Annotated in this window: 20 protein-coding genes and 1 pseudogene; 7 read left to right on the top strand and 14 right to left on the bottom strand. The window is 65.0% G+C overall.

Annotation, left to right across the window (positions count from 1 at the left end; translation table 11 throughout):
* Nucleotides 1-108: transposase (locus J7I92_RS24560; protein WP_396020369.1), on the bottom strand; the 108-nt coding region annotated here is incomplete at its 3' end.
* 203 nt (nucleotides 109-311) lie between these two features.
* Between J7I92_RS24560 and J7I92_RS10375 the strand changes: the two genes are divergently transcribed.
* Together J7I92_RS10375 and J7I92_RS10370 are read left to right on the top strand one after the other, a co-directional pair.
* Nucleotides 312-1151, top strand: a complete 840-nt coding sequence (locus J7I92_RS10375) for an SDR family NAD(P)-dependent oxidoreductase (protein ID WP_214840120.1) — start codon at nucleotides 312-314, stop codon at nucleotides 1149-1151.
* 68 nt (nucleotides 1152-1219) lie between these two features.
* Complete coding sequence (locus J7I92_RS10370) at nucleotides 1220-1636, top strand: hypothetical protein (protein ID WP_214840117.1); 417 nt, start codon at nucleotides 1220-1222, stop codon at nucleotides 1634-1636.
* A 15-nt stretch (nucleotides 1637-1651) separates the two neighbouring features.
* On the opposite strand, the gene J7I92_RS10365 is transcribed toward J7I92_RS10370, so the two are convergent.
* The 7 genes from J7I92_RS10365 to J7I92_RS10335 form a co-directional block, all read right to left on the bottom strand.
* Entirely contained in the window at nucleotides 1652-3802 is a 2151-nt protein-coding gene (locus tag J7I92_RS10365) for a bifunctional diguanylate cyclase/phosphodiesterase (protein WP_214840116.1), read from the bottom strand.
* Between the two features lie 116 nt (nucleotides 3803-3918).
* Entirely contained in the window at nucleotides 3919-4473 is a 555-nt protein-coding gene (locus tag J7I92_RS10360) for a cysteine hydrolase family protein (protein WP_214840114.1), read from the bottom strand.
* A 60-nt stretch (nucleotides 4474-4533) separates the two neighbouring features.
* Nucleotides 4534-4803 carry a hypothetical protein gene (locus J7I92_RS10355; protein WP_214840113.1) on the bottom strand — a complete coding sequence of 90 codons (270 nt, stop codon included), beginning with the start codon at nucleotides 4801-4803 and terminating at the stop codon, nucleotides 4534-4536.
* 342 nt (nucleotides 4804-5145) lie between these two features.
* On the bottom strand, nucleotides 5146-6525 hold the full coding sequence (locus tag J7I92_RS10350; RefSeq protein WP_214840112.1) for a UDP-glucose/GDP-mannose dehydrogenase family protein: 1380 nt from the start codon (nucleotides 6523-6525) through the stop codon (nucleotides 5146-5148).
* Nucleotides 6522-7694, bottom strand: a complete 1173-nt coding sequence (locus J7I92_RS10345) for a glycosyltransferase family 1 protein (protein WP_214840111.1) — start codon at nucleotides 7692-7694, stop codon at nucleotides 6522-6524. The genes J7I92_RS10350 and J7I92_RS10345 overlap by 4 nt, the downstream gene beginning before the upstream one ends.
* A gap of 179 nt (nucleotides 7695-7873) precedes the next feature.
* Nucleotides 7874-8059 carry a hypothetical protein gene (locus J7I92_RS10340; protein WP_214840110.1) on the bottom strand — a complete coding sequence of 62 codons (186 nt, stop codon included), beginning with the start codon at nucleotides 8057-8059 and terminating at the stop codon, nucleotides 7874-7876.
* An 87-nt stretch (nucleotides 8060-8146) separates the two neighbouring features.
* The gene (locus J7I92_RS10335) at nucleotides 8147-9112 is read right to left on the bottom strand and encodes a hypothetical protein (protein ID WP_214840108.1); all 966 of its coding nucleotides are present in this window, start codon (nucleotides 9110-9112) and stop codon (nucleotides 8147-8149) included.
* A gap of 224 nt (nucleotides 9113-9336) precedes the next feature.
* Between J7I92_RS10335 and J7I92_RS10330 the strand changes: the two genes are divergently transcribed.
* The gene (locus J7I92_RS10330) at nucleotides 9337-9516 is read left to right on the top strand and encodes a hypothetical protein (protein ID WP_214840106.1); all 180 of its coding nucleotides are present in this window, start codon (nucleotides 9337-9339) and stop codon (nucleotides 9514-9516) included.
* Nucleotides 9517-9550: 34 nt separating this feature from the next.
* On the opposite strand, the gene J7I92_RS10325 is transcribed toward J7I92_RS10330, so the two are convergent.
* The 3 genes from J7I92_RS10325 to J7I92_RS10315 all read right to left on the bottom strand — a co-directional run bounded on the left by J7I92_RS10325 (nucleotide 9551) and on the right by J7I92_RS10315 (nucleotide 12057).
* Nucleotides 9551-9799, bottom strand: coding sequence for a hypothetical protein (locus J7I92_RS10325; protein WP_214840104.1), 249 nt, complete (start codon nucleotides 9797-9799; stop codon nucleotides 9551-9553).
* The gene (locus tag J7I92_RS10320; RefSeq protein ID WP_251039684.1) at nucleotides 9783-11252 is read right to left on the bottom strand and encodes a flotillin family protein; all 1470 of its coding nucleotides are present in this window, start codon (nucleotides 11250-11252) and stop codon (nucleotides 9783-9785) included. The genes J7I92_RS10325 and J7I92_RS10320 overlap by 17 nt, the downstream gene beginning before the upstream one ends.
* Nucleotides 11253-11595: 343 nt before the next feature.
* Nucleotides 11596-12057 carry a DUF4383 domain-containing protein gene (locus tag J7I92_RS10315; protein ID WP_214840102.1) on the bottom strand — a complete coding sequence of 154 codons (462 nt, stop codon included), beginning with the start codon at nucleotides 12055-12057 and terminating at the stop codon, nucleotides 11596-11598.
* A 199-nt stretch (nucleotides 12058-12256) separates the two neighbouring features.
* Here J7I92_RS10315 and J7I92_RS10310 point away from each other — a divergent pair, with 199 nt between their 5' ends.
* Complete coding sequence (locus J7I92_RS10310) at nucleotides 12257-13573, top strand: DUF6350 family protein (protein ID WP_214840100.1); 1317 nt, start codon at nucleotides 12257-12259, stop codon at nucleotides 13571-13573.
* 42 nt (nucleotides 13574-13615) lie between these two features.
* On the opposite strand, the gene J7I92_RS10305 is transcribed toward J7I92_RS10310, so the two are convergent.
* The gene (locus J7I92_RS10305; RefSeq protein WP_214840098.1) at nucleotides 13616-14047 is read right to left on the bottom strand and encodes a hypothetical protein; all 432 of its coding nucleotides are present in this window, start codon (nucleotides 14045-14047) and stop codon (nucleotides 13616-13618) included.
* 39 nt (nucleotides 14048-14086) lie between these two features.
* Here J7I92_RS10305 and purN point away from each other — a divergent pair, with 39 nt between their 5' ends.
* A complete protein-coding gene (gene purN, locus J7I92_RS10300) occupies nucleotides 14087-14650 on the top strand; it encodes a phosphoribosylglycinamide formyltransferase (protein ID WP_214840095.1) in 564 nt (187 codons plus the stop codon).
* Nucleotides 14651-14684: 34 nt separating this feature from the next.
* Here the strand turns inward: purN and J7I92_RS10295 are convergent, their stop codons facing one another.
* Entirely contained in the window at nucleotides 14685-15131 is a 447-nt protein-coding gene (locus J7I92_RS10295) for a MarR family winged helix-turn-helix transcriptional regulator (RefSeq protein ID WP_214840093.1), read from the bottom strand.
* Nucleotides 15132-15199: 68 nt separating this feature from the next.
* Between J7I92_RS10295 and J7I92_RS23855 the strand changes: the two are divergent.
* A pseudogene (locus J7I92_RS23855) lies at nucleotides 15200-15362 on the top strand (VOC family protein); the annotation flags it as partial.
* 120 nt (nucleotides 15363-15482) lie between these two features.
* Here J7I92_RS23855 and J7I92_RS10290 read toward each other — a convergent pair.
* Nucleotides 15483-16835, bottom strand: coding sequence for an MFS transporter (locus J7I92_RS10290; protein WP_214840091.1), 1353 nt, complete (start codon nucleotides 16833-16835; stop codon nucleotides 15483-15485).
* Between the two features lie 164 nt (nucleotides 16836-16999).
* Here J7I92_RS10290 and purH point away from each other — a divergent pair, with 164 nt between their 5' ends.
* Nucleotides 17000-18682 carry a bifunctional phosphoribosylaminoimidazolecarboxamide formyltransferase/IMP cyclohydrolase gene (gene purH / locus J7I92_RS10285; protein WP_214840090.1) on the top strand — a complete coding sequence of 561 codons (1683 nt, stop codon included), beginning with the start codon at nucleotides 17000-17002 and terminating at the stop codon, nucleotides 18680-18682.
* The last annotated feature ends 20 nt before the right edge of the window (nucleotides 18683-18702 follow it).

Genomic DNA, 18702 nt, shown 5'->3' with positions numbered 1-18702 from the left:
CACCCCGATCTCCTCGGCAACCTGTTTCACCGAACGATCCGAGGATAAAACCAGGCGCACCGCTTCCTCACGGAACGCAGCATCATATTTTCTTCTAGGCGTCGTCATCTGAAGTGAAGCTCCCATCAAGCTGTCTCAGAAAACCATACGACCGCACTGCAGGTCGCAAAGTGAGAGAGCGTCGGGGGAAACCCGGCAGGTAGTGAGAGAGCGTCGGGGAGAGGAACGCCGGCGGGGTGGGCTTCGTTGTACTCATCGGGTTTCGGTGCGCCAAGTATCGGCAGCTCAACTACTGATCCGGGAGAACTTCTATGACTGCACGAACCATCGTCATCACGGGAGCAAGCGACGGTATCGGCGCCTCAGCCGCGCGAACCTTAGCGAAGGCGGGGGACCGGATTGTTGTCGTCGGGCGATCGGCGGAAAAGACTCAGACAGTGGCGCGGGAGATTGGTGCCGACTACTTTGTCTGCGACTTCGCCGATCTGTCCCGGGTGCGGGCACTGGCCGCCCAGCTGAAGGAGACGTACCCGCGGATCGACGTCCTGGTAAACAACGCGGGCGGCATCATGGGCAAGCGGGAGCTCACCGTCGACGGCCACGAGAAGACCTTCCAGGTAAACCATCTGGCGCCGTTCCTGCTGACCAACGAGTTGATGGACGTCCTGACGGCAAGCAAGGCGACCGTCATCAATACCTCGAGCGCAGCGAACGGGTTCGGACACATCGACATTGACGACCTGGACGCAGCGCGCAAGTACTCAACCAACCGGGCCTACGGCACCGCCAAGCTCGCAAACATCCTCTTCACCACGGGGCTTCATCACCGATACAACACTGCCGGCATCTCGACTGCCGCATTCCACCCGGGCGGTGTTGCCACCAACTTCGCGGCAGAATCGACCAGCTGGTTCCGCTTCGCCTACAAGACATTCATCAAGCGCTTCATGCTTACTGCTGAGCAGGGCGCGGACACCCTTGTGTGGCTCGTGAACTCCAAACCGGGGCAGGACTGGGTCTCCGGCGGGTATTACGCCAAGCGTGCTCTCGCCAAGGCAAACAAGCAGGCCTACGACGCCGGCCTGGCCCAGCAGCTTTGGGAGCGCAGTGAAACCTTCGTCAGCACGGAGCGGACCCGGTTCTCCACATAGCCCGGGCTCCCCATTCCAGTGGCACCCAGGCCCTCATAGCGTGATGACATTCGCTGTGAGGGGGAAGCATGAAGACGCCAATTGCTGTGCTTGGCATTGTTGCCGTACTGGGTCTGGCCGGGTGTTCGATACCCGTAGAAGCGTCCGCAGACGCGTCCCCTCCACGGCCCAGTGAAGAGCCGACGCCGGCGGCTCCCACCATGACCGTCGAGGAAGTTTGTACGGTGTGGAAACAGGGTTTCAAGGTCCTCAACGAAGGCCGTGTTTCAGCCAAGGAAGCCATGACGCCGTTGGAGCAGGCTACAGCAGCCGCCCCGCCGGAAATCCGGGTCCAGTCCGGCATCGCCACACGGATTCTGTGGGGCCAGATCCTCTATCCCAGCGATAAGCCGCCGTCGGCGGAAGCTGTGGGTTACCTCGCGGCGCTGCGGCAGGCCTGCTATGACCAGACCGGAATTGATGTGGTCGGGGGACCCGGAGGTTAGTCTGCGTCAGAGGGGTCACCCTTCGAGTCGGACGCCTCTCAGTTCATCAATGGCGTCCGCTGAGCGCAGTAGTGCGAGCTCCAATCCGGACTCAGGTTCGGGGTGGGAAAACAGATAGCCCTGCAGCGAGTCGCAGTTCAGGTTGGTTAGATAGCTGGCCTGGGGACCGGTTTCGATTCCTTCTGCTGTGACGGTCAGGCCCAGACTGTGCGCCATGTTAATCATGGAGTTCAGGATCGGCAGTTTCTCAGCGCCGGTGCGGACCATGGAGACGAAGGAACGGTCGATCTTCACCGCATCCACGGGTAGTTCCTGCAGCCGGCCCAACGAAGAGTAACCGGTGCCGAAGTCGTCCAGCGCCACACGTACCCCGGCGTCACGGAGCACACTTAGCTGGCTGATCACGTGCGCATCGGGGTCGAAGAACACGCTCTCGGTGACCTCCAGGACCAGCTGCCGCGGATCCGTGCTGCAGCTGGCGGCAAGCCGCAGCACGGTATCCGCGAATCTGCAGTCCTTCAGCTGTACTCCGGAGACGTTGACCGCAACGGACCGGGTGGCATCGGCGGCCAGCCACGGTTTCAGCTCGGTGAAACTGTGCCGCATGACCTGCATGCCGACGGACGAAATGAGGCCGCTGCGCTCCGCAGTGGGGATGAATTGTGCGGGCGGTACCATTTCCCCGTCCTGTTTCCAGCGGGCCAAGGCTTCAAACTGGACCACCTCGCCTAGCGCGGGCGAGATGACGGGTTGGTAGTGGACAAAGATTTCGCTGTTCTCAACGGCCGTCCGCAGGCCGGCCTCCATGTCGGTGCGCTGTACCAAGGCCGTCATCATGTCGGGCTCGAACCGCATGTACCGGTTCTTGCCGGCCGCCTTCGCTGCATACATGGCAACGTCGGCTTGCCGGAGCAGCTCCGACCCCTCCACGGTTTCCTGTGACACTGAAGCCAGGCCAAGGCTGAGACTGGGGCGGAGCATGGTGCCGTCAATCCACATCGGAACGTTCAGCGAGGCAACGATCCGCTCCGCAACTGCGTCCGGTTCCGGCGATGCCGTCAGAAGCACCACAAATTCGTCCCCGCCCAAACGGGCCACAGTATCGTCGGGCCGGACACAGGAACGGAGTCTGCGCGCTACTTCGGTCAGCATTTCATCGCCCGCATGGTGGCCGAGGATGTCGTTGACCTCCTTGAAGTCGTCCAGGTCCAGCAGCAGGACGTCCACGGAGACGGCCCGGTCGCTGCGGAGCGCTTCAGCCAGCTGGTCATGGAACAGCTTGCGGTTGGCCAGCCCGGTCAGCGGGTCCTGGAAGGCCAACGCCTTCAGCTGTGCCGCCTGCTCGGCGAGATCGGCCATGGCGCGCTTCGCCTGGTCCTGCGCGGTCAGCCGGGGAGTGACGTCGCGGAAACTCCAAACGCGGCCCACCATCTTGTCCGCCACCTTCTGCGGGCGGGAGTACCGCTCGAAGGTCCTGCCGTCGATAAATTTGAGGATGTCATTGCTCTCGGCGAGCGGGTGGGCGTAGAGGTCCAGGACCTTGTCCAGGAATCCCTGCGGATCTTCGAGGAGCCCGAGCACGAAGCCGATCACCGCATCATCATCGTGGGTGGCCAGCAGATCGCGCGGAATGCCCCACATCGACACGAACTGCTCGTTTACACCGGCAATCTGACCGTCGGTATCGACGACGAGGATCCCGTCAGCCGTGGACTCGAGGGTTGCACTGAGCAGCGACATCGCTTCGCGAAGCCCATCGTCGGGCGTCTCCCGATGCTGCGTGGCACGTACCGACACCGACATGCATAGGCCGGCGGCGGTGTCCAGGAGCGCGCATGCCACCTCGCCCTTGAACTCGGTACCGTCCTTCCTCAGCCCGAAGGCGTCGAACGGCGAGCTGTAGCCGTACTCCGGGCCGTCGCGGAGGAGGGCTCTGAACAGGCGCCGGACTCCCATCCGGTATCCCCCGGCGAGTATGATCCGATGGTCCTGCCCTACAAGCTCCCCGCGCTGATAACCGAACATCCGTTCGGCGGCCCGGTTCATGAGCATGACGGTGCCGTTTTCGGAAAGCACCAAAAGGGCATCAGGCAGTGAATCAATGATGGCCGTGGAATCGTCGCCGGATACCGGGTACGGTTCCTGGCTACCATCGAGCGCCGCCATCAGAGCACCGCAAATTCATTATGAGACCGCGAAAATTCCATAGAATGTCCTCCCCTCCGCACATCATAGAGCGCAAAGATCAGGACCGCTTGTCACACGGGGAATCCCGTTCCTTGTTAGCGTTCGTCGAGGAGCTTTTCGATCTCGGGATGGCTCAGCGCTGCCTGCCGGTACTCCCGGGACAGGATGGACAACAGCGCCTCGGCCGATTCGCCATCTTCCGATCCGGTGGCGTCGGCGGCATAAACAACCCTGATGTTGTGGCCGAACGCGTCTGCCCCTGTTTGGGCGACACAGTTGTGCGTGGACACTCCGGCGAGGACGACGGTGTCCGACTCCCAGTTGCGAAGCCGCCACAGGATGTCGGTTCCCAGAAAGGCGCTATCCCGGGTTTTGACCAGCTGGGGCAAATCGGCGGTTATGAGCCCGGGAACAAAGTCCGCCTGCTCCGAGCCCCGAAAGATAAACCCCTGGTCGTCCTCAAGCATGTTCAGCGTCCAGGTCGATTTGTCCCTCTCGTGCTCTGTTTTCACGAGCAGGACGTTTACGCCCCTGCTGCGGGCGGCACCGATGAGTTCGTTGCACGCCTCGACGAGTTCATCCCGACGTCGACCCAGTGCCGGGTCCTCAAAGTAGGCGTTCTGCATGTCGATAACAACAACCGTGATCACGATCGATCCTCTCGCAATAGGCCAATCCCTCAGGGCGCCGACCCGCCCGCGCCCGGGGGATCAGTGCATTGGAAGACGGCGACCGCCGCGGCTCCCGTGACTCTTATCCATCCACGACCTGAGCGCCTCGGCAATGCTGTGCAGCAGCCGGACAGCGTACCGGTAGATGCCCAGGGCAATAAGACGCAGCCCGGAAAACAGCAGCTGCAGTGCGCCGCCCAGCAGCAGGAGCAGGAGGCACGGGAGCAATACAGGCAGCAATACCAGGAATGCAGCGAACATCGCCGCTATGTAGCCGAAGCCGTAACTGACGATCGTCGCCTGTTCCACCGGGACTCGCCCCCATCATCTAATCGCCCCGCTGGACGGGGTCCGTTTTCAATTAACTTCGCCAGCCCGCGTGCCTGGACGGCCCGCCAGCCAGCCCCGCGGGCCCACGCCTCAGAAAAACCAAGCCGCCCACTGCGGAGGCCAACAAAAGTCTGACTGCGACGTGCCGCATATATTCTCCCGGCGCCCATCCGCAGGCATCGATCGTCAATCCCTGACGTCAATGCCTCGGGTGCTGCTTGCCTTTGCCAATATAATAAGCATGCTTATAACTTGGTGCCAGAGCTCCGGCAAAAATTCTTTAAGACGGGGGCGCCGAACCCGGGCAATCTCCAGTGCGGGCTAGGGGATGGCTTCCGCCCGGACAGAAACAGCGCCAACACCAGAGCCCGTCCCCAGGCCGCGTACCGTCCAGCCTTCCGCCTGCCAGAGTGCAGCGTCCAGCACGTTGCGTGCATCCAGCACCGTCCGCCGTCGGACCTGGTCTCCGACAACGGCGGGCGAGAGCGCGCAGTATTCGTCCCATTCGGTCAGCAGGAGCAGGAGCTCGGCGCCCTCGAGTGCCCGGTCCGTATGCGTTTCAAACCGCAGCTGCGGGTACCGCATCCAAGCGTTGTTGACCGCCTTCGGATCCGTCACGGTCACGTGGGCGCCGGCCGCTGCCAGCTGCAAGGCGACGTCCAGGGCGGGGGAGTCCCGGATGTCGTCCGTGTCCGGCTTGAAGGCAGCCCCCAGCACAGTCACCGTCCGTCCGCTCAGGTATCCGCCGCACAGCTCCCGGGCAATCTCCACGGTCCGCGACCGCTGGCCCAGGTTGATCCCATCCACCACGCCCATCCACTCGTCCACGGAACCGACACCGAGTGTTGCGGCCTGCGTCCGGAAGCTGCGGATGTCCTTGGGCAGGCAGCCGCCGCCGAATCCCAGCCCGGCGTGCAGGTACCGGCTGCCGATGCGGGGATCCAGGCCCATCGCTTCGCTGAGTTCGGTGACATCCGCGCCGGACGCGTCGCACAGCTCGGCCATCGCGTTGATGAAGCTGACTTTCGTGGCCAGGTACGCGTTCGACGCCGATTTGATCAGTTCCGCGGTGGCGAAGTTGCATACCAGCCGCGGGACCCCGGCTCGCAGCAGCGGCTCGTAGACGGCATCGAGGACCGCCGTCACGCCGCGGCCGGATCCTTCGGGACGGTCAAACGCGGCAGTCTTTCCACCCGGCACGCCGTAGACCAGGCGGTCCGGTACCAGGGAATCCTTCACCGCGGTGCCCTGCCGCAGGAACTCCGGGTTCCAGGCGAGAAGCACCTCAGGACGTCCCGAGAGGATGCCTTCCAGCATCGCGACGGTTCCCACGGGAACCGTTGATTTACCCACGACGGCGGCGCCCCGGTCCAGGTGGGGAAGGAGACTGTCGGTGGCCGCCAGCAGGTAGCTGAGGTCGGCGCCGTCGGACGTTTTAGACTGCGGCGTGCCCACGCAGAGGAAATGCACCCGGGCGCCGGCCGCGTCGGCGAAATCCGTGGAGAACGTCAGGCGGCCGGTGGCCCGGCCGTCCTGCAGGAGCTCGTCCAGGCCAGGCTCAAAGAACGGGGCGAAGCCGCCGGCCAGCTGCTCCACTTTGGCGGCGTCGACGTCGATCCCCACCACGGTGTGGCCCATCGACGCCAAGGTTGCGGCGTGCACGGCACCCAGGTACCCGCAGCCGATCACTGAAATTTTCACAGCGTTGCTCCTCGTGCGGTTGCTCCTTGTCCGGTCCCGCCCGGCTCAACCACCGGTTCGCCGGCCATGACTTCCCGGTAATGCCTCACCAGCTCCGCGCTGAGCGCCGGCCACGTCCGCCCCTGGACCGACGCGTGCGCTGCCGCCGCGAACGCGCGGCGCTTGGCGTCGTCGCCCATCAGGTCCATCACGTGGGCACGGAGCCCGGCCAGATCGCCAGGTTTGTACAGCCAGCCGGTGCGGGAATTCTCCACGAGGTCCAGCGGGCCGCCGCGCCCCGTGGCCACCACTGGCACACCCGATGCCATGGCCTCCTGGATGGTCTGGCAGAACGTCTCGAATTCTCCCGGATGCACGAATAGGTCGAAGGAGGCCACCGCCGTGGCCAGCTGCTCACCGCCCAGAAAGCCCGTGAAGACGGCGTTCGGGAGGGCCTCCTGCAGCGCTTCCCGCTGCGGTCCGTCGCCGACGATCACCAGCCGCGAACCCGGCACGTCAGCCAGCACGGCCAGGTCCTCCACCTGTTTTTCAACGGCCAGCCTGCCGACGTAACCGATGATGCGCTCGCCGCCGGGGGCCACACACGCCCGCCACGCGTCGTCGCGCTTTCCCGGCGCAAACCGCGCGGTATCCACACCGCGCCGCCACATGTCCACCCGCAGTACTCCGCGGCCGCGCAACTGGTTCAGCGCGAAAGTGGACGGCACCAGCGTCCGGGAAGCCATCAGATGGATGTTCTCCACCCGGTTCCAGGCCCAGTTCTCCATGAACGGCACCCCGTAGCGCGCCGCGTAACCGGGGACCTCGGTCTGGTAAATGGCAACGGTGGGGATTCCCAATTGATGTGCCGCCTGCACCGCCCGCCAGCCGAGGACGAACGGGGACGCGAGGTGGACAACGTCGGGCGCGAAATCGGCAAGGATTCGCTTGACCCGGTTCACACCGCCTAACGCCACCCGCACGTTCGTGTAGCCCGCCAGCGGCACCGACGGAAGCCGGTGCACAAACGCGCCGTTCACCTCATCCAGGACCTCTGTGTCCTGGGTCGACGGGGCAACCACCAAGACCTCATCGCCCCGGTCCTGCAGATGCTCCAGCACCCGAAGGATGGAGTGCGTAACCCCGTTCATCAGCGGCAGAAATGATTCAGCGACAATTGCGATCCTCACCCCTCCACGGTGCGCGGAGCGTGTTGCGCCGAGGGGGAGGCGGCCTTACCGGGAAGAGAAGCTTGGGTTAACGCCGCACCTTCCCGGTTCGACGCCGGAACTTCCGATTGCGCGTTGCGCCGGACGCTGCCCCGCGCTACCCCCAGGCAAGCGCGGGACAGGGCCCGGACGTCTCCCGGTCAGCGGCCGGCCGCCGAACCCGCCCGGCCCACGGCGTCGGGCCACCAGCCGATGCGGGCGTTCATGGGGTCGGGCCAGTTGCCGATGCGGTTCTGCATGGGGTCGGGCCAGTTGCCGATGCGGGCACGGGCAGATGCTGAGCGGGACGTCGGGGCGGTACTAAAGAGCTGGGTGTTGAAGGACATGACTTTTCTCCTGACTGAGTTGTGATTCCGTACGCCGATGGCGTCGAAAGGCCTTGCTCTGCCTAAAAGAGGACAGAGGTGACCTGCTCAGTCGGGGGAAGACCCCGGATCAAATGACGGGCCTGCGGCCACAGTCTCAGCCGCGTCCGTTGCGAGGGCGCTCCGGGCATCGTGCTGCGCGTTCCATGAACCGCCGACGTCGGCGGCGTCTGCGCCGGCGCTGCCTGCGCCACCGGACGCGGACCCGGAGTGGTTGGGGACAGCGGCAAACCGAAGTGCGTCGCCGGTCCACGGCGCACTTCCGGGCGTGGGCGCGGCGGAAGCAACGTGGGTGATGGTGGCAGCCAGCGCGTGGAATCTGTGCGTATTCGCCAGGAACTCCATGGGCGAAATTGAACGCACCTGCTGTGAGGCGCCCGTGGGGCGCTGGGTGGTTTGCGTGCCCGCCCCGACCAATCTATCGATGCCCCCGCTGGCGTGTGCCACGGGTAAGGCATCAAAGGCCGACGGCGACAATTCGCGGCCAGGTAAACGCCCCGGGACGACAGTGTCGGGCAGTTGTAGCGGAACTGTGGGAACGGGCAGCGTTGGAACCGGGACTGTGGGAACCTCGACGTCGGGCAACCCGGGAGCGAGTGGATCCACCACCGGAACCACAGCGTCACCGGTGCCTCCCACCGCACCGGTGACTCCGTCAGTCACCGCTTCCGCGGGCAGCGCATCCGGCAGTGTGTTGCCTGGCGCCGAGTCGGACCGGACCACCGGCGTCGTAACAACCTTCACGCCGTCGCCGAGCACAGTCACAACGGGGGCGACGGCGACCGCCGCTGTGCTGGAGACCGGAGACGGCACAGCGGCGACCGGAACGGAAAGATCCTGAATTGCCTGAAGGGTGGTGGAGGTTTCCTGAAGTACGGAAACGCTAGCCTGCCCCGGCGTGCCCGGCGTGCCCGGCGTGCCCGGCGTGCCCGGCGAGCCGGAGTCGTTGGAGGCAGCGCTCGCGGAGCCTGCGGCCCAAACGAGCCAGGCGAAGGTGAGGAGGGCGGCGAGCATGAATGGGCGCAGGACACTGCGGCAACGACCACGCAAAGTGCTGCCCATCCAGATCACCCCCCAGTGGCAATGGAAAATCAGGATACGCCCGGGGCGCCAGCCCGTCCATACCTTCGCGCTTGTAGCGGGACGGCCCGGATCAGTAGGCAGCCGGGCTCCTTGGCGTGAGAGCAACAGCGGCAGGAACAAACCGCCGTAAGATTGGTATCAGAGGTGTTCCAGAGATGTCCGGGTCAATCGTGGTGGTCCTGATTCTTCTAGCCGTCGTTGCCCTGTGGGGAGTGATCGGGACGGTGGTGGTCGTCGTGCGCGACGGCCGCGGGTTCCTTCCGCGGGAGGAATCCGACCGGCCGTGGATGGCAGGCAACCTGCCCAGCGTTCCGTACTCAGTCTGGCGGTTCTGATCCCGGCGAGACGCTCCGGGCGGTGCAGCGTGACTTACCGATGGCCGTCGTGCCTCAGAATTTCCGGCAGTTCTTCAACGTAGACCGTCTGCGGTGGCTCAAAATAGATGACCAGCACTTCCTCGCCCACCGGAATCACACTGGCCTTGTCGAAGGGGTGGGCGTGGAAGGCCATGATGCCGCCCAGGTACGGCAGCATGACTTCGCCGATGGTGCCGGGGCCGATGCGCCCCGTCACCCGCCCGATTTTGCCCGTTAGGCTCCGGTCAACGTCCCGGCGCATCGGTGCCCTTCGGCGGCTGGCTCGGGACCCTGCCGTCGCCCTGCGTGGGGTTTTTCCGTGAGTTCTTGAGGGCGGAGGAGAGGGCTGGGAGATAGTCACCCACCTGGGCGAGGATGCCGCCGAGCATCCGGTTGACCCCTTCGCCGCCGTTCAGCACCGTCATCTGGCCCACGTGCGAGAACGGCTCGGCTGCCGCGGCGATAATGGCAGGCATGTTCTCCGCCAGCTGCTGCGAAATGACCGCGTCCTGGTTGCTGGCAAGTGCCTCGGCCCGGGCCTTGATGCCCTCGGCCTCCGCCAAAGCCTTCGCTTTGATGGCGGATGCGGCAGCGTCACCGCGGGCCCTCGTGGCCGCGGCTTCCGCCTCGCCGGTCACCTTGGTGGCACCGGCCGCGGCCGCAGCAGCGGTGGCATTGGCCTGCGCCTGCAGTTCCGTCCGCCGGGCATTGACCTGGGCTTCCAGTTCGGTACGGCGGGCCAGCGCCTCGGCGGCACTGATGTCCGCGGCCTTCTGGCCTTCGGCGTCCGTACGCTTGGCGTAGGCTTTGGCATCGGCGGGCTTGCGGATGCTGGTTTGGAGCTTCTGCTCTTCGCGGTCCGCTTCAAGCTTTGCCACTTCGGTTTCCTGGACCACCACCTGTTGACGTGCCGTTGCGTCCGCGAGCGGGCCGGCCTGCGCTGCGTTGGCCTTGGCCCGTTCGGCGTTGGCCTGCGCCACCGACTGCCTGATGGCAGACACGCTTTGCGCATCAGCTATGAGCGCCGAGGCCTCCGCTTCCTTCTCCGCGGCTTCGCGGTTCCTGGTCGCTTCGGCGATGCGGGCCTCCATCTTCACCTGGGCAATGTGCGGCTTCGCGATGTTCTGGATGTACCCGGTGGGATCCTGCAGGTCCTTGATCTGGAGTGAATCCACCACCAGGCCGAGCTTTTCCATCTCCACGCCGCTGGCGCTGCGGACCTGCGAGGCGAGCTTGTCCCGCTCACGGATGATTTCTTCCATCGTCATGCTGCCGATGATCGAGCGGAGGTGGCCCTCAAAGACGTTGTACACCTGGCTTTCCATTTTCGGCTGCTGGCCCAGAAAGCGCCGGGCCGCATTTGCGATGAAGGGCGGGGCGTCGCCGATTTTGTAAATGACCACGCCTTCCACAATCACCTGGATGCCCTGTGAAGTAACACAGGAAACTTTGAGCTCGGTTTCATTCAGGGTGAGCGACAAAGTTCGCACCGTCTGCAGGCCGGGAAGAACCAGCGCGCCCTTGCCGGTGACGATCTTGAAGTCCATTCCAGCCCGGGTTTCAAGGTTTCCGCGGGTCAGGCCGGAGATGATGAGGGCCTCGTTGGGTTCAGCCACCTTCCACATCAGTTTTACTGCCACCCATATAAAAGCAACGGCAAAAAGCACCCCCAGGAGGGTGGCAATAAGCGGGAAGAATGCTGACAAGTCCGGCATGACCAGGTCCTTTCAAGGGTGTGGAACAGGCATCGCGGTAAAGCCCCAATAAATGCAGCTGTTCATTCCCGGCCGGTCGAAATGCGGGTAATTCCGGCCTGCCGGGGCAGCTGTTGTAGATAGTCTGATTGGCCCCTGCCCAAGAGTCCAGAGCCCGGCCGGTATTCGGCCGTTCAGCGCGAACGGGCACTTGAGCACCGGCGTCGTGCCTTCAACGCAAAAAGTTGGTGCAGCCGCCTGCGACTACGCAGGGCAACTGCACCAACCGGTGGTTAATACATTTCAGATTGCTATGAAGTGTTCCTCATTAGCGGCTCCTTATGTCCCGGCTACGCGATCCGGGTTACCTGCGGTCCTCGGCCAGATGCCTCGAGAGGATCCAGCCGGCGCCAATCATCAGCACACCCAGCACCATGTGGGTCCAGTTATCCATAGTGTTCAGCGACAGGAAATTGGCCGCCGAATCTACTCCGACACTGAGCCCGAAGATGCTGAGGACGATGTACAGCGCACCAAAGCCCATGAGGAAGTTCCGAGCGCCCATTCCACTGCGGGACATTGCCCAGCCTGTTGCTCCGATGACCAGCTGCACGATGTTCAGCAGCATGGATACCTGGAACAGGGTAAGGAACATGGCGTGCGAATCGGGTCCCAGGAACCTCAGTTCGCTGTACTGCTGGGTAATGCCGGGGATAAATCCCAGGACACCCACCAACATCAGGACGATACCAACACCCATGCCGACGTTCTGGACATCTGTACGACCAAAGTGAACGCCATGTGCATGTGGGGATGCGGTAGTCATTTTTCTGCCTCCAACCACTGATTGCGGACAATCCAATTTTACGGCTGGGTAATCAAAAAAGCGCTGGGGCAAGGGGACTTCTGCACAGCGGCAGGCTTGGCCGGCCTGTCACTATCGACAACTAAAGGCGCTGGTAACTCCGGGGTTTGAGCCTGTCGCAGACGGGCCCGGGGCGCCTCCCGTGACACCATGGAACACGATGAAACTGCGCGCTGATCAGACCGGAGACCGTGGCATTCCCATGCCGTTATGGCTGCAGGGAGCGCTCGAGTCGGCGCAGGCGGCGGTCATTTCCGCGCTGGTGGTGCTGGCGCCCATCGTTGCGGTGTGGGCCACGGCGGGATTCCAGAACAACAACTTCGACGCCCTGGCCCGGCTCGGCGGCCAGGCGTGGCTGCTGATCCACGGCGTGCCGCTGCACCTGACAATGGTGGCCGGAGAGGCCGCGGCGCAGCCGGAATCGGGCACCCTTTCGCTGATCCCGCTGGGCCTGACGCTGATCCCGTTCCTGCTCGCGTGGCGGGCGGGCCGGCGCCTGGCCCGCGCTTCCTACACGGACCAGCTTTGGCAGGCGCTGCTCGGTTCCTGGCTGGTATACGCCGGATTCGGCATGGCCACGGGCTTCGTGTGCCGCACCGACGATGTCGCCATCTTCCTATGGTTCGCCGGGCTGCTGCCGCTGATCCCGTTCGGCCTGGGCATGGTGGTGGGCGCCCGGCGCGAGGCGGGGTCCTGGAGCCGGCTCATCGGCGTCGACGCCGTGGACTGGATTGCCCGGACCAGCCAGCATTCCCGCTGGGCCGGTTCCTACCTGGGTTCCGCGATCAAAGCCGGATTCGTGGCACTGATGGCGTCCTTCACCATGTCCGCTGCGCTGCTCGCGGTGGACCTCTTTATCCACTGGGACCGCGTGATCGCGGTGTATGAAGGGCTCGACGCCGGCGCGATGGGCGGTGCCGTGCTCACCATCGCGCAGCTCGGGTTCCTCCCCAACCTGGCCGTCTTTGCGCTCGCCTGGACGTCCGGCTCCGGCTTCGCCCTGGGCGTCGGGTCGCAGGCCGGCCCGCTGGGAACCGCCGTCGGCCCGCTGCCGTCCATCCCGGTGTTCGCCGCTCTGCCGTCCGGGTCGCTGGACTTCGGCTTCGTGGCGCTGGTGGTGCCCGCCCTCGCCGGTGCGCTGGCCGGCTGGTGGTTCCTGCGCGAAGGCGAAAACCACTTCGATGAGTGGCTGTCCATCAAGCTCCGTGTCCGCTGGTTCACCGCCGCCGCCTCCACCCTGGTGCTCGGCGCGTTCATCGGCGGCGCGGCCGGAGCGATGGCGGGCGGCCTTGCCTGGTTTGCCCGCGGATCGGCCGGGATCGGCCGCCTCACGGACATCGGCCCGGACCCGCTGGGCACATCGCTGTGGGTGGCCGCGGAAGTGGGCATCGGCGTCGTTATCGGTTATGCGGCCGGTCCCTGGCTGGAGCGCCGGCAGAAGCTGCGCGAAGCGGATCTCGAGGCCGCCAAGCCGTAGGAGGTCCCGGCGTCGGGCATTACTGCTTATTGGAGCGGGCGCCTAGCGGAGCTGGGCGGGGAGTGACTTCTCCAGCTGCGTCTGGCACTGCGTCGTGGCCTGCTGGGTGAGTGCATTGCGCGCGCACTGCTGGAAATCCCGGACCTGGTTGAAGAACACCGCGGAGACCATGATCAGCAGCACCATCACCGCTGAGACCACCAGTCCGGAAATCGTCCCGAAAAGGACCAGCTTGGATTCCTTCAGCTTGGCGGCCCGGATCAGCAGGATGATGCCGAGCGCGATGCTTGCGGCCGTGAGGATGGAGCTCAGCCACAGGAAGTTGATGTCCAGCTGGTAGACGAAGAAGGAGCCCAGGACGGCAACGACAAAACTGCGGAACAGGTTGTGCGTCTTCAGGAGGGAGGTCTTCGCGGCTTCGCTGAGGGGGTGCCGGGCCTGCTGGGGACCTGCGGGATCCTTCGGGGGGTTCATGTTTTCCAGCCTACGCGAGCGGCCCCATAAGCTAGAGCCATGCGCATCGTTGTCCTCGTGTCCGGTACCGGTTCCAACCTCCAGGCTGTCATCGACGCCGTCAAGGCGGGCGAGCTGGACGTGGAAATCGCCGCCGTCGGCGCAGACCGGCCGGGAACCTACGGGGTGGAACGGTCGGCCGCCGCCGGAATCCCGACGTTCGTGGTGGACTTCAAGGCGTATGCGGACCGGGCCGACTGGAATGCGGCCCTGACGGACGCCGTGGCCGAGTACAAGCCTGACGTGGTGGTGTCCTCCGGCTTCATGCGGATCGTCAGCCCCGAGTTCATCGACGCGTTCGACGGCAAATACCTCAACACCCACCCCGCCCTGTTGCCGGCCTTTCCGGGCGCCCACGGTGTCCGCGACGCCATGGCATACGGCGTGAAGGTCACCGGCTGCACCGTGCACTGGGCCGACGCCGGGGTGGACACCGGCCCCATCATCGCCCAGGAAGCCGTGGCCATCCGCGACGACGACACGGAAGAAACCCTGCACGAACGGATCAAGGTCGTGGAGCGCCGGCTCCTGGTCTCGACCCTGGGGCAGCTCGCCGCCGCGTAGCCCCACCCAAACTGTCCCTACCTTCCGACCGCGATCAAGGCTTCTCAAGGGCCGTGGTACAGGCGGCGAGCAGCTGGCGCAGCTGCGTTTGCTCGTTCGGGTCGAGTCCTTGGCGCATCTTCTCTTCGACGGAATTAACGGCAGAGCTGGCGGCGTGCAACTGCTTGAGGCCGGCAGCAGTGAGCTCCACGGGGAGGGTTCTGCCTGCAACGGGGCGTTCCGGACGGGAGACTAAGCCATCGCGCTCGAGTGCCTGGAGCAGAACGTTCATCGATTGCCTGGTTACGAAGGCACCCCGGGCAAGGTCGGAGTTGGACAGCCCCGGTCGTTGGGCCAGTAGCTCAAGGCAGGCGTACTGCGGGACGGTCGTCCCGAGTGGTCTAAGGGCGGCGTCCATGGCTGCCCGGAGTGCGCTGTGCGCTTGTTTGAGCAGATACCCGAGCGAGCTGTCCAGATCCAAACCGTCTCCACCTTGTTTCATGTCAATATTCTGACATAGCATGGCCATGTCAATCCACTGACATACGAGAAGGGAAGCATCATGGCGTCATTGGGCTCGATTTCATTTCATTGCAGGTAAGCAATCTGGAACGTTCTGCCGCGTTCTATGAGCAATGCCTGCGGCCTGGCGCGGTCTAAGGCGGGTCCGCCCCACGCCGTCGTCTTCGACACCCAGCCTGTCGCCTTCGCGCCTGCTGGGCTGGCGCCGGGGGAGGTCAAGTGAGCGCCTGGCTCGGCGTCGCCTCTTCTGAGCACGTCCGGCGCGGCCTCGCCGCAGCATTCCGGAGCCGCCGCAGCCAGGTCCGCCCAGCGCTAGTGGCTGCGGCTCGGCCTACTCGAGCGTCCGCTGCTTGGTCTCGGGGGAGAAGAACGCCATCCACAGCACGGACAGCAGCACCAGGCCGCCCGCCAGCGCGAACGATGTTGCCAGGCCCAGCTGCGGCCACAGCACGGAGGCAAAAATGAGCGGACCGAAGCCTGCACCCAGCCGGGAGAACGTCGATGCCCAGCCGAAGCCCGAGCCGCGCAGGTCCGTCGGGTAGAGCTCGGAGACGTAGGCATACAGCACGGGAATGGCCACCTGCACGACGAAGCCGAACACCAGCAGCCAGAACACCGCGGCCGACGGGATGTCCACCACGACCGCCACGATCACCAGGGTCAGTGCGGACAGCGGGCCGGTGACAGCCAGGATCCATTTGCGGCCGACGCGCTCCACCAGCACCGCGGCCACCACCACGCCAAGGAGTCCGACGGCGGCCATCCCCGCCGTCGTCAGGAAGGCCTTGTATTCAGCGAACCCCGCACTGATCAGGATCCGGGGCATCCAGGTCAGGGACAGGTAGTAGACCAGCAGGATGCTGAAGAACAGGGACCAGGCGGCGGCAGTGATCTTCCAGTTGAAACGCCAGACACGGACCAGCTGCAGCCAGGCGCTGCCTGCGGAGAGCCGCGGCGCGTCCTGGGCTTCAGGGAGGCTGTAGGCGCGCGGCTCGGCGCCTGTGGCCTGGACAAGATCGTCGATGACCTTGGCCGCTTCTTCCCGGCGGCCCTTGCGGATGAGGAACAGGGGAGACTCCGGCACGCTCCGCCGGACCCAGAACACCAGCAACGCCGGCAGCACCATCACCAGCATGGTCAGCCGCCAGTCCGCGAAGGCCGCAACCAGCCAGGCTGAAATGAAGCCGCACAGGGCGGCACCCACCGGCCACCAGCCGTCCATGGCGGTCAGGACCCTGCCGCGCTGCTTCCGCGGCGTGAACTCGCCCACCAGCGCATAGTCCACCGGGATGCAGCCGCCCAGACCGAAACCGGCCATGAACCGGAACACGCAGAACCAGATGAAATCGGGGGAGAAAGCGCCCAGGACCGTGAACAGGGAGAAAATCAGGAGGGTTGCCGTGAACGCCTTCTTGCGGCCGATGGTGTCCGCGATGGTCCCCCAGGCAAACGCCCCCAGCGCCATGCCGATAAGGTTTGCCGTGCCGATCCAGGCGGCATCGCCGGGAGTCAGCGCCCAATGCGTGGACAGCAGCGGAATCAGGATCCCGTTGAGCGTCACGTCCCACGCGTCGAACATAAAGCCCAGACCGCCGATCAGGAAGATCCGGCCCTGGACTTTCCACCGCCACGGCAGTTCCTGGACCACCTGTTCGCCGCTGGGCACAGTGGTGTAAGTATTCATCTCGGCCTCCTGGGAAAACTCTACGTTGCCGGGCTGGATCCGCGGGCAGCCCTTCACACTCCGGCGTGCTGGAGGCATGCACGAATGGCAGTCCGCCGGACGCGATAAACTGGCCACATCCCCACCAACCGCGGCAACCACCGTGTCAAAAGACGGAGACCTTTGTGAGCTTTACGCAGCTAGACCGTGTTCCCATCCGCCGAGCCCTGATCTCGGTCTACGACAAGACCGGTCTGGAGGAGCTCGCGAAGGGCCTGCATGAAGCTGGCGTCAAGATCGTCTCCACCGGCTCCACGGCGAAGAAGATCGCCGCAGCAGGCATTCCGGTGCAGGAGGTCGAGGAAGTCACCGGCTCGCCGGAAATGCTCGACGGCCGCGTCAAGACGCTCCACCCGCGCGTCCACGGCGGTATCCTGGCTGACCGCCGCGTTCCGGCCCACATGGAAACCTTGGCCGGCATGGAGATCGAAGCGTTCGACCTCGTGGTGGTCAACCTGTACCCGTTCGTCGAAACCGTCAAGTCCGGTGCCGCCCAGGACGAGGTCGTGGAGCAGATCGACATCGGAGGCCCCGCCATGGTGCGCTCCGCGGCGAAGAACCACGCCGCCGTCACCATCGTGGTTGACCCCACGTTCTACGGCAATGTTGTGCGGGCTGCCGCCGAGGGCGGCTTCGACCTGAAGACCCGCCAGCGCCTGGCTGCCAAGGCCTTCGCCCACACCGCCACCTACGACAACGCGGTGGCCACCTGGACCGCCAGCCAGTTCCTGGACGAAGACGGCGACGGCGTCATCGACTGGCCCGCGTACGCGGGCCTCGCACTGGAACGCTCGGAGGTCCTCCGCTACGGCGAAAACCCGCACCAGCAGGCCGCGCTCTACGTGGACAAGGCAGCCCCGGCGGGCATCGCCCAGGCCGACCAGATCCACGGCAAGGCCATGAGCTACAACAACTTCGTGGACGCCGACGCCGCCCTCCGCGCCGCATTCGACTTTGCCGAGCCCGCCGTGGCCATCATCAAGCACGCCAACCCGTGCGGCGTGGCAGTCGGTTCCGCCGATGCCGCCGACCCGATCGCCGACGCCCACGCTAAGGCCCACGCCTGCGACCCGGTTTCCGCGTTCGGCGGCGTGATCGCGGCCAACCGCACGGTGACCGCCGGCATGGCAAACACTGTTGCCGGGATCTTCACCGAAGTGGTCATCGCACCCGGCTTCGAGCCGGAGGCCGTGGAAATCCTCTCCAAGAAGAAGAACATCCGCCTCCTGTCCCTGCCGGAGGGCTACGGCCGCTACCCGGCCGAAATCCGCCAGGTTTCCGGCGGCGTGCTGGTCCAGATCTCGGACAAGGTGGACGCCGACGGCGACAATCCTGACAACTGGACCCTCGCTGCCGGCGACGCCGCCGATGCCGCCACGCTGGCAGACCTCGCGTTCGCCTGGACCGCGTGCCGCGCCGCCAAGTCCAACGCGATCCTGCTCGCCGCCGACGGTGCCGCTGTCGGCATCGGCATGGGACAGGTGAACCGCCTGGACTCCTGCAAGCTCGCCGTGGAACGCGCCAACACGCTGGGCGTGAAGGTTGAGTCCGACAGTGCTGTTGGGGGCGATGCCCCCGGCGGTGCTTCCAACGCCGACGCCAGCGGCGCACCCCAGCGCGCCCGGGGTGCCGTTGCTGCTTCGGACGCGTTCTTCCCGTTCGCTGACGGACTGCAGATCCTCATCGACGCAGGCGTCCGCGCCGTGGTCCAGCCCGGCGGGTCCGTCCGGGACGACGAGGTCATCGCCGCAGCCAACGCTGCAGGCATCACCATGTACTTCACGGGTGCGCGCCACTTCTTCCACTAGTCCCAACCGCCTCCCTAACC

The organism is Arthrobacter sp. ISL-72 (genome assembly GCF_018613755.1).
Taxonomy (GTDB): domain Bacteria; phylum Actinomycetota; class Actinomycetes; order Actinomycetales; family Micrococcaceae; genus Arthrobacter.
The sequence above is the reverse complement of the archived record's forward strand: the minus strand, read 5'-3'. Positions and strand labels throughout refer to the sequence as shown.

What these genes read in the sequence shown, in the direction of transcription:
- J7I92_RS10375 (WP_214840120.1), top strand. Translation starts at nt 312, where the DNA reads ATGACTGCACGAACCATCGTCATCACGGGAGCAAGCGACGGTATCGGC.
- J7I92_RS10370 (WP_214840117.1), top strand. Translation starts at nt 1,220, where the DNA reads ATGAAGACGCCAATTGCTGTGCTTGGCATTGTTGCCGTACTGGGTCTG.
- J7I92_RS10365 (WP_214840116.1), bottom strand. Translation starts at nt 3,802, where the DNA reads ATGGCGGCGCTCGATGGTAGCCAGGAACCGTACCCGGTATCCGGCGAC.
- J7I92_RS10340 (WP_214840110.1), bottom strand. Translation starts at nt 8,059, where the DNA reads ATGTCCTTCAACACCCAGCTCTTTAGTACCGCCCCGACGTCCCGCTCA.
- J7I92_RS10335 (WP_214840108.1), bottom strand. Translation starts at nt 9,112, where the DNA reads ATGCTCGCCGCCCTCCTCACCTTCGCCTGGCTCGTTTGGGCCGCAGGC.
- J7I92_RS10330 (WP_214840106.1), top strand. Translation starts at nt 9,337, where the DNA reads ATGTCCGGGTCAATCGTGGTGGTCCTGATTCTTCTAGCCGTCGTTGCC.
- J7I92_RS10325 (WP_214840104.1), bottom strand. Translation starts at nt 9,799, where the DNA reads ATGCGCCGGGACGTTGACCGGAGCCTAACGGGCAAAATCGGGCGGGTG.
- J7I92_RS10320 (WP_251039684.1), bottom strand. Translation starts at nt 11,252, where the DNA reads ATGCCGGACTTGTCAGCATTCTTCCCGCTTATTGCCACCCTCCTGGGG.
- J7I92_RS10315 (WP_214840102.1), bottom strand. Translation starts at nt 12,057, where the DNA reads ATGACTACCGCATCCCCACATGCACATGGCGTTCACTTTGGTCGTACA.
- J7I92_RS10310 (WP_214840100.1), top strand. Translation starts at nt 12,257, where the DNA reads ATGAAACTGCGCGCTGATCAGACCGGAGACCGTGGCATTCCCATGCCG.
- J7I92_RS10305 (WP_214840098.1), bottom strand. Translation starts at nt 14,047, where the DNA reads ATGAACCCCCCGAAGGATCCCGCAGGTCCCCAGCAGGCCCGGCACCCC.
- purN (WP_214840095.1), top strand. Translation starts at nt 14,087, where the DNA reads ATGCGCATCGTTGTCCTCGTGTCCGGTACCGGTTCCAACCTCCAGGCT.
- J7I92_RS10295 (WP_214840093.1), bottom strand. Translation starts at nt 15,131, where the DNA reads ATGAAACAAGGTGGAGACGGTTTGGATCTGGACAGCTCGCTCGGGTAT.
- J7I92_RS10290 (WP_214840091.1), bottom strand. Translation starts at nt 16,835, where the DNA reads ATGAATACTTACACCACTGTGCCCAGCGGCGAACAGGTGGTCCAGGAA.